This is a genomic window from Cellulomonas bogoriensis 69B4 = DSM 16987, assembly GCF_000767165.1.
Lineage (GTDB): Bacteria > Actinomycetota > Actinomycetes > Actinomycetales > Cellulomonadaceae > Actinotalea > Actinotalea bogoriensis.
The window spans coordinates 1-7,786 of record NZ_AXCZ01000134.1 but is presented as its reverse complement, the minus strand read 5'-3'; the positions used below and the strand labels follow the sequence as shown (position 1 = coordinate 7,786).

The window sequence follows — 7,786 nt, the reverse complement described above, 5'->3', positions numbered from 1 at the left end:
CGACGTCACCGACGGGCGACCGGGGGCGTCCAGCCCCCCGCAGCCGACCTGGACCCGCGGGCGCTGACGGGCCCGCGGGCCGAGGAGACCCCGCGCGAGGACGACGAGCGGCTCCTACGAGAGGTGCCGCCCCACTGGTGAGGCTCAGCGGGTCGGGCGCTCCGCGAGCAGGTCGCGGATCTCCTGGAGCAGGGCCACCTCGTCGCTCGGCGTCAGCGGCTCGGGTTCACGCCCGGCGGCACGTCGGGCCGCCAGCGCGTTCATGGGCGCCACGATCAGGAAGTAGATCGCTGCCGCGATGAGGAGGAAGTTCAGGGCGGCGGTCAGGACCACGCCGACCGAGAACACCGCCCCGTTGACCTCGAACACACCGACCGCGTCCAGGTTCGGTTCGCCGAAGACGGCTGCGATGAGGGGTGTGAACAGGCCGGCGACGAGGCTCTCGACCACACGCGAGAAGGCCGCCCCGATCACGACGGCCACGGCGAGGTCCACGACGTTGCCCCGCAGGATGAAGGTCTTGAAGCCGGTGATCACGTGAACCTCCTCGGTGGGCGGGCGGGCGCCCGCGGTCGGGGGAGATCCTTGCACCGACGGCGTCAACCGACGAGTACCGCCCCCAGGGGAGAGCGGGACGCGGCACCGGCCAGGGTCCGTCCCTCGGCGGGCGTCACCGCCACGACGGCCGTCCCGACGGCCCCGGCCCCTGAGGCACCCAGTCCCAGGACCTCCCCGCCATCGGTCTGCACGACCTCCAGGACGAGCGCCCTGCGGGCCAGCACAGCCACGTCGTCGTGCGCGTGGGCAGTCAGGGCAGAACCGGCGGGGCCGCCCACGAGGTCGACGCGGTCACCGGGTCGGATCAGCCCCGACGTGCCGCTGTCGATGCGCACGGCGACCATCACCGTGCCGTCGGGCGCAGTGATGTCGAACCGGTCGCCGACGAGGAGGGTCTCCACCAGCGGCATCCCGGCCGGCAGGTCGGTGCGGACCCTCTGGCCGACGGCGTCGGCGCGCTCGGTGATCGTCCCGTCCGGGACCGCGGCGCGCGGGAGCACGGTCGTCCTCACGTCCCGGACGGTGAGGACCTCGCCGGTGCCGACCGCACCGGCTGTCACGACCACCTCGACCGTGGGCTGCGGCGGGGGCGCGAGCTGGCGGGCCGCACCCAGGGCGACCAGGGCGACCACGCCGACGGTCAGCAGCACGCGGTGCCGCCAGAGGAGGATCCGGAGGGTGCGGGTGGGGCGGCGTCGGGAGGTGGGCACGGGCCCGACCGTAGGGGCACCGCCCGCGGGCGCCCGGGCAGGGACCGCCTGGCTGCGGGTCTGTGGACCGTGGTCGCGGGGGTCAGCCGGCGGCGGCGCCCGCCGTGGTGGACGTCGAGGTGGACGTCGAGGTGGAGGGCGTGGACGTTGCCCCGCCGGTCGAGGTGGACGTGCCGCTCGCCGACGTGGTCGTTCCGGTGCCGGTCGTGGTGCCGGTCGTGGTGTCGCTCGAGGTCTTCTCGGTCGACGGGCCCGCCGTCGTCCGCGCCCTGGTGCCCTTCTTCTTCTCCGCCCGGGCGTCGTTGCGGTAGAAGCCCGACCCCTTGAACACCACACCCACGCTCGAGAACAGCTTGCGCAGGCGGCCCTCGCACTCGGGGCACTCGGTCAGCGCCGCGTCGCTGAAGGACTGCTGGGCGTCGAACCGGTGGTCGCACGCGGTGCACGCGTAGGAGTAGGTGGGCACGGATCCTCCTGAGGGCTCGTCGGGGGCCGCCGTGGCGTTCGCCCGATCCTGGTGGGGGCCGCCATGGGGCTGGCACTCCTGTGGTTCGAGTGCCAATGGTACGCGGTCCCCCGTCCACACGCGGCACCCGACCCCGCCGGCGAGCGACTACCCTCGGAGCCGTGCCCCGACGTCACGCTGCTCGCCGTGCCCTGGTCGTGGTCGCGGCCCTGGTGGTCCTCGCGCTCGTCGCGGCGGTGGCCCTCGCTGCGACCGTCATGCGCCGACCCCTGCCGGACCGTGACGGTGCCGTCGACGTGGCAGGGCTCAGCGCCCAGGTCGACGTCCTGCGTGACGAGCAGGGCGTCCCGCACCTGTTCGCGGACACCGCCGAGGACCTGTTCTTCGCCCAGGGCTACGTGCACGCCCAGGAGCGCTTCTTCCAGATGGACTACCGCCGGCACGTGACCGCCGGCAGGCTCTCGGAGCTGGTCGGGGCGGACGCGGACGCGTTGGCGTCCGACCGCGTGGTCCGGGCCATGGGGTGGCGCGCGGTCGCCGAGCAGGAGTGGGACCTCCTGGCCCCCGGGACCCAGGCGTACCTGACGGCCTACGCCGACGGAGTGAACGCCTACCTCGGCGCCACGGCGCCGGAGGCCCTGGCGGTGGAATACACGGTCCTGGGCGCACGCGTGGACCTGGACGACCCCGAGCCGTGGAATCCCGTGGACTCCCTGGCCTGGCTCAAGGCCATGGCCTGGGACCTGCGCAGCAACTACGACCACGAGCTGTCGCGTGCCCTGACCTACGCGACGGTCCGCGACGTGGACCGCGTCGAGGAGCTGTTCCCGCGGTACCCGTACGACCGGAACGCCCCCATCCTGTCCGGGGACGACGTCCGGACCGTCGCCTCGCCCGCGGGTGTGTCCCTGGACCTGGACGCCGATCTCGTGGACGCGCTGGAGGCGACAGAGCGCGCCCTGGACGCGTTGCCCACCCTGGTGGCCCAGGGCGAGGGCCGTGGCTCGAACTCGTGGGTGGTCTCAGGTGAGCACACCGCCTCGGGGTCGCCGATCCTGGCTGCCGACCCGCACCTGGCGCTGTCGGCTCCGGGGGTGTGGACCCAGATGGGTCTCCACTGCCGCGAGGCCGGCGAGCAGTGCCCCTTCGAGGTCAGCGGGTTCACGTTCGCAGGCTTCCCCGGGGTGATCGTGGGCCACAACGCCGACCTGGCGTGGGGCCTGAGCAACCTCGGTGCCGACGTCACCGACTTCTTCCTGCACCGGACCGATCCCGAGGCCGGTACGTACGAGCGTGACGGCGAGGACGTCCCGTTCGACGTGCGCACCGAGGTCATCGAGATCAACGGCGCCGCGCCGGTCGAGTTCGCGGTGCGCTCCACGGTGCACGGGCCGATCCTGTCCGACGTCCTGGACCTGGGGCGCGTCACGGGGTCACCGGCGCCCGAGGTGCCGCGGCGCAGCTCGATCGAGGTCGCCCTGGGGTGGACGGCGCTGGAGCCGGGCGCCACCGCGGACGCGATCTTCATGCTGAACACCGCCTCGGACGCCGAGGACGTGGCTGAGGCCGCCGCGGCGCTGGAGGTCCCGAGCCAGAACATCGTCTTCGCGACCACGGACGGGCAGATCGGCTACCAGGCGCCGGGCCGGGTGCCGGTCCGTGCACGGGTGGGTGGTGGCCCGGTCCCGGCCGACGGCACGTGGCCGCGGCCCGGCTGGGACTCCCGGTACGACTGGCAGGGGTTCGTCGACGCGGACGACATGCCGGCCGTGGTCGACCCTCCCGGTGGTGTCATCGTCGCCGCCAACCAGCCGGTGACGCCCCGCGGGGCCGGGCCGGTGCTCGCCGAGGACTGGGACTACGGGTACCGCGCGCAGCGGATCCGTACGCTGCTGGAGCGGCAGGTCGAGGCGGGGGAGCCCGTGGACGTGGAGTCGACGGCCGCGCTCCAGATGGACTCGTGGAGCCCGCAGGCCGAGCTCCTGGTCCCGGCGTTGCTCGAGGTCCCGGTCGACGCGTTCACCCGTGAGGGCGTGGACCTGCTGCGCGACTGGGACTACACCCAGGAGCCGGACTCGGCGGCGGCGGCGTACTTCGCCTCGGTGTGGTCCAACCTGCTGGAGCTGACGTTCCAGGACGACCTCCCGCACGACCAGTGGCCCAGTGGTGACAGCCGCTGGATCGCGGTGGTCACGCAGCTGATGGATGACCCGGGCAACGCCTGGTGGGACGACCGGCGCACCGTCAACGTCGTCGAGAGCCGCGACGAGATCCTGGCCCGCAGCCTGACCGCCGCGCGACTGGAGCTGACGGTGAGCCTGGGCAAGACCGCGGACGAGTGGCAGTGGGGCCGGCTCCACACGGCACGACCCTTGCACCCGGTGCTGGGCGGTGAGGACACCCCGCGGGTCATCCGCTCGGTCATGAACCCCAGCCCCGTAGGTGTGGGCGGTGGCTCCAGTGCCGTGAACGCCACGTCGTGGCACGCGGCGACGGGCGGGTTCGAGGTGGACTCAGGGCCGTCGATGCGGATGGTCGTGGATCTGGGCGACCTGGACTCCTCGCGGTGGGTGGACCACATGGGTGTCTCCGGCCACCCGGCGAGCCCGAACTACGGCGACCAGCTGGAGCCGTGGGCCCGGGGTGAGACGTTCCCGTGGCCGTTCAGCCGGGCAGCGGTCGAGGAGGCCGCCACCCGCACCCTCACCCTGCGTCCGGGGTCCTGACCCACTGCCACCCCGTGGGCGTGGCGACCACGTCGACCATCCGGTCGTGCGGCTCGCGGGGCAGTGGCCGGCTCGCCGCGTCGTAGACCTCTTCGTCGAAGACCGTCGCGATCACGGTCGCACCGGGGTTCGCGTGCGCGAGCACGCGGTCGTACCAGCCTCCGCCCTGCCCGAGCCGCGCCCCCGAGGTGTCGACCGCCAGGGCCGGCGCGATGATCGCCTGGGCCTGGGCCAGGGCCTCGGCGCCCAGGGTGGGACCCCCCGGCTCGGGCGGGCGTCCCGGCGCCCGGACCTGCAGGTCCTCCACACCGGTGAACCACGCCCAGTCGCGCTGCAGCCCCGCGCCCAGCACCGGCAGGAGCACCTCGGTGCCGCGCTCGGCGAGGAGCTCCAGCAGCGGGAGGGTGTCAGGTTCCGTCGCGCGCGAGACGTACGCGGCGACGCACCCTGCACCGGTCACCTGCTCCAGGCCTGCGACGACCTCCGCCAGGTCGATCCCGGCCCGGGCGCGGGTGCGGGGCGACCGCTTCTCGCGTTCGGACCGGATCGCCCGACGGAGCTCGTCCTTGGCGTCGAACACGTCGAGGGCTCCGTGATGGGCCGGGTACGGCTGGGCGACGGCGCTCATGGTCACATCATCGCAAAGAAAGTGTCCATCGCCCGTCAGGAAGGGTCAGGTGTGGACCGAACGGTGGAGCGACTTCACCCGGCGCCCGCCCCCGGGAGGGGCCTGGGAGGGGCCCGGGCGGAGCAGCCCGGCGCGTGGTGGACGCCGTGACCCACCGGCCTGTCATGATGTGCTCCCTATGAGAACCGTGCATGACCACCTGGCTGCGGTGCTCGACGCCGCCCGACCGGTCCCGCCGCTCGACGTGGTCCTGTCGGACGCGGCGGGTTGCATCCTCGCCGAGCAGGTCACCTCCCCGGCGGACGTGCCGCGGTGGTCCGTCGCCGCGGTCGACGGGTACGCGGTGCGGTCCGGGGACGTCGACGGCCACGGAGGGGCGCGTGAGCTCCCGGTGGTGCACGACGCTCCGGTCACCTCGACCGAGCGGCTGCACCTGGTCCCGGAGGCCGCGATCCTGGTCGCTGCAGGGGCCCCGGTCCCGCACGGTGCCGACTGCGTGGTGCCGATGGACCGGACCGACCGCGGGCGCGCCCGCGTGGTGGTGCGGGGCGCCGTCGCGCCCGGGGAGAACGTGCGGGGGGCGGGGCACGACGCCCATGCCGGTGAGGTGCTGCTGGACCAGGGCGTCCGGGTCGGTGCCCGGCACCTGGCGGTGGCCGCGGCGCTCGGGCGCGGACGCCTGCGGGTCCACCCCGCTCCGCGAGTGGTGGTGCTGTCGGTCGGGGACGAGCTCGTCGTGCCGGGAAGGCGGCTGCCTGACGGTGGGATCCACGACGCCGACACCCATGCGCTGGCCGCAGCGGTGCAGGACACGGGGGCCACCGCGGTGCGGGTGGGACCGGTGGGTGACGACCGGGGCGTGCTGCGCGAGGTCATCGCCGACCAGCTGGTGCGCGCCGACCTCCTCGTGGTGACGGGCGGGTTGAGCGCCGGTCCCTGGGACACCGTCACCGACGTCCTGGCTCCGCTGGGCACCATGCGGTTCGACCAGGTGGCCATGACCCCGGGCCGGCGCCAGGGGTTCGGGACGGTCGAGGGGGTGCCGACGTTCGCCCTGCCCGGGCACCCGGTGGCCGCGCAGGTGGGGTACGAGGTCTTCGTGCGGCCCGCCCTGCGCACCATGGGTGGTCACTCCGAGGTGTTCCGGCCCTCGTTGCGGGCCGCCGCCACGCACCCGTGGTCGGCACCGGCGGGGGTGCGGCAGTTCGTGCCGGGCCGGGTGAGCGGCTCTCCGACGGAGGGATACCTGGTCACCGCGCTCGGGGACCCCGGTCGTCCGGCACTGCGGGACCTGGCGGCGGCGAACTGCCTGGCGGTCGTCGGTGAGGACGTCACCACGGTGCGTGCGGGGGACACCGTCCCCTGCCTGGTCCTGGACAGCTGATGGCGCCCGGCTGGCCGGCGGTCCTGGTCGACGGTGAGGTGCGGCTGCGACCGCTGCGTCGGCGCGACGCGAAGGCGTGGTCGGCGCTGCGGGCGTCGAACCACGCCTGGCTCGACCCGTGGGAGGCGACGTCGCCCGAGCCGCGTATTGGGCCGCCGCCCTCGTTCGGGGACTTCGTGCGGGCTCTCTCGGCGCAGGCGCGGCGGGGGTCGGCGCTGCCGTTCGCGGTCGATCACCAGGGCGAGCTGGTGGGTCAGCTGACCGTCGCCACGATCGTGCGGGGCTCGGCGTCCTCGGCGAGCATCGGGTACTGGGTGAGCAGGCACGTGGCGGGCCGGGGCATCATCCCGACGGCTGTGGCGCTGGCGGTGGACCACTGCTTCGGGCCGGTGGGCCTGCACCGGGTCGAGATCAACATCCGGCCCGAGAACGGTCCGAGCCTGCGCGTGGTCCAGAAGCTGGGTCTGCGGGACGAGGGCGTGCGCGAGCGCTACCTGCACATCCAGGGGCGCTGGCGGGACCACCGCACGTTCGCGATCACCAGCGAGGAGGTCCCCGAGGGCCTGCTGGTACGGTTGCGGCGGCGGGGGACCACACCGGTGTAGTTTCGGGCCACGACACGCCGGGACCGGTGCGACGTCGGCCCGACCGGCTCACCTACCGTCGACTGGTGGGCCAGGCCGGACTCGTGGTGATCGCCATGACAGGGCTCTGGCTCGCCTACCTGGTGCCGCACCATCTGCGGTACCGCCGGCAGCTGGTGGAGTCGCGGGCCGACGACCGCTACTCCCACGGGCTGCGGGTCGTGAGGGTGGCACGGTCGGGCTCTCCGTCCTCGGGGACGTCCGAAGCCACCCGCGGCCTGGTCGTACTTCACCCGTCGTCGGGTACCGCTCGAGCTGGAGGTGGCGTGATGGATCGACCGCACGCGGCTGGTGCCCGGGCCCTGCCCGACGCGGAGCGGGGCGTTGTCGATGCCGAGCGTCTGGCGCACCTGGCCCGACGCGGTGCTGCCGCCAGGCGGCGAGCGGCACTGGCGGGTGGGCTGCTGGTCCTGACGGTCGTCGGCTGGTCGGTGGTCGCGTTCACGGCGGTGGCGGCCGTCCTGGCGGTGGTCCCGACGGTGCTGCTCGCCGGGGTGCTGGTCCTGGGGCGCCGTGCGGTGATCGCCGCTGCCCGGGCCGATGCGCGGTGGGAGCAGGAGCTGCTGTCGCGGCCTCCGGGGACGGAGGCCCCGACGGTGGTCGGGCACGCAGCCAGGCCGGACGACTCGGGTACGCAGCTGATCCCGCGCGTGCCCCGGGAGCAGGAACG

7 protein-coding genes and 1 pseudogene are annotated in these 7,786 nt (G+C 74.0%); 4 read left to right on the top strand and 4 right to left on the bottom strand.

The window, feature by feature from the left end; genetic code table 11:
- Positions 1-144: 144 nt before the first annotated feature.
- The 3 genes from mscL to N869_RS11205 all read right to left on the bottom strand — a co-directional run bounded on the left by mscL (position 145) and on the right by N869_RS11205 (position 1,734).
- Positions 145-537: a large conductance mechanosensitive channel protein MscL gene (gene mscL, locus N869_RS11215; RefSeq protein ID WP_035061648.1), complete on the bottom strand. Its 393-nt coding sequence runs from the start codon at positions 535-537 to the stop codon at positions 145-147.
- Between the two features lie 62 nt (positions 538-599).
- Complete coding sequence (cpaB, locus tag N869_RS11210; RefSeq protein ID WP_035061645.1) at positions 600-1,268, bottom strand: Flp pilus assembly protein CpaB; 669 nt, start codon at positions 1,266-1,268, stop codon at positions 600-602.
- An 82-nt stretch (positions 1,269-1,350) separates the two neighbouring features.
- Positions 1,351-1,734, bottom strand: a complete 384-nt coding sequence (locus N869_RS11205; protein WP_035061642.1) for an FmdB family zinc ribbon protein — start codon at positions 1,732-1,734, stop codon at positions 1,351-1,353.
- Positions 1,735-1,895: 161 nt separating this feature from the next.
- Between N869_RS11205 and N869_RS11200 the strand changes: the two genes are divergently transcribed.
- The gene (locus N869_RS11200; RefSeq protein ID WP_035061639.1) at positions 1,896-4,460 is read left to right on the top strand and encodes a penicillin acylase family protein; all 2,565 of its coding nucleotides are present in this window, start codon (positions 1,896-1,898) and stop codon (positions 4,458-4,460) included.
- Here the strand turns inward: N869_RS11200 and N869_RS11195 are convergent.
- Positions 4,438-5,088 carry a 5-formyltetrahydrofolate cyclo-ligase gene (locus N869_RS11195; RefSeq protein WP_035061636.1) on the bottom strand — a complete coding sequence of 217 codons (651 nt, stop codon included), beginning with the start codon at positions 5,086-5,088 and terminating at the stop codon, positions 4,438-4,440. The two genes, N869_RS11200 and N869_RS11195, sit on opposite strands and share 23 nt — an antisense overlap.
- A 178-nt stretch (positions 5,089-5,266) precedes the next feature.
- Here N869_RS11195 and N869_RS11190 point away from each other — a divergent pair, with 178 nt between their 5' ends.
- From N869_RS11190 to N869_RS18560, 3 genes and pseudogenes are all read left to right on the top strand, one after another.
- Positions 5,267-6,472, top strand: a complete 1,206-nt coding sequence (locus tag N869_RS11190) for a molybdopterin molybdotransferase MoeA (protein WP_035061633.1) — start codon at positions 5,267-5,269, stop codon at positions 6,470-6,472.
- Positions 6,472-7,077 (top strand): GNAT family N-acetyltransferase, encoded by a 606-nt coding sequence (locus N869_RS11185; protein ID WP_035061630.1) that lies wholly within the window; start codon positions 6,472-6,474, stop codon positions 7,075-7,077. Before N869_RS11190 ends, N869_RS11185 begins: the two co-directional genes overlap by 1 nt.
- A 308-nt stretch (positions 7,078-7,385) precedes the next feature.
- Positions 7,386-7,786, top strand: a pseudogene (locus tag N869_RS18560) (hypothetical protein); the annotation flags it as partial.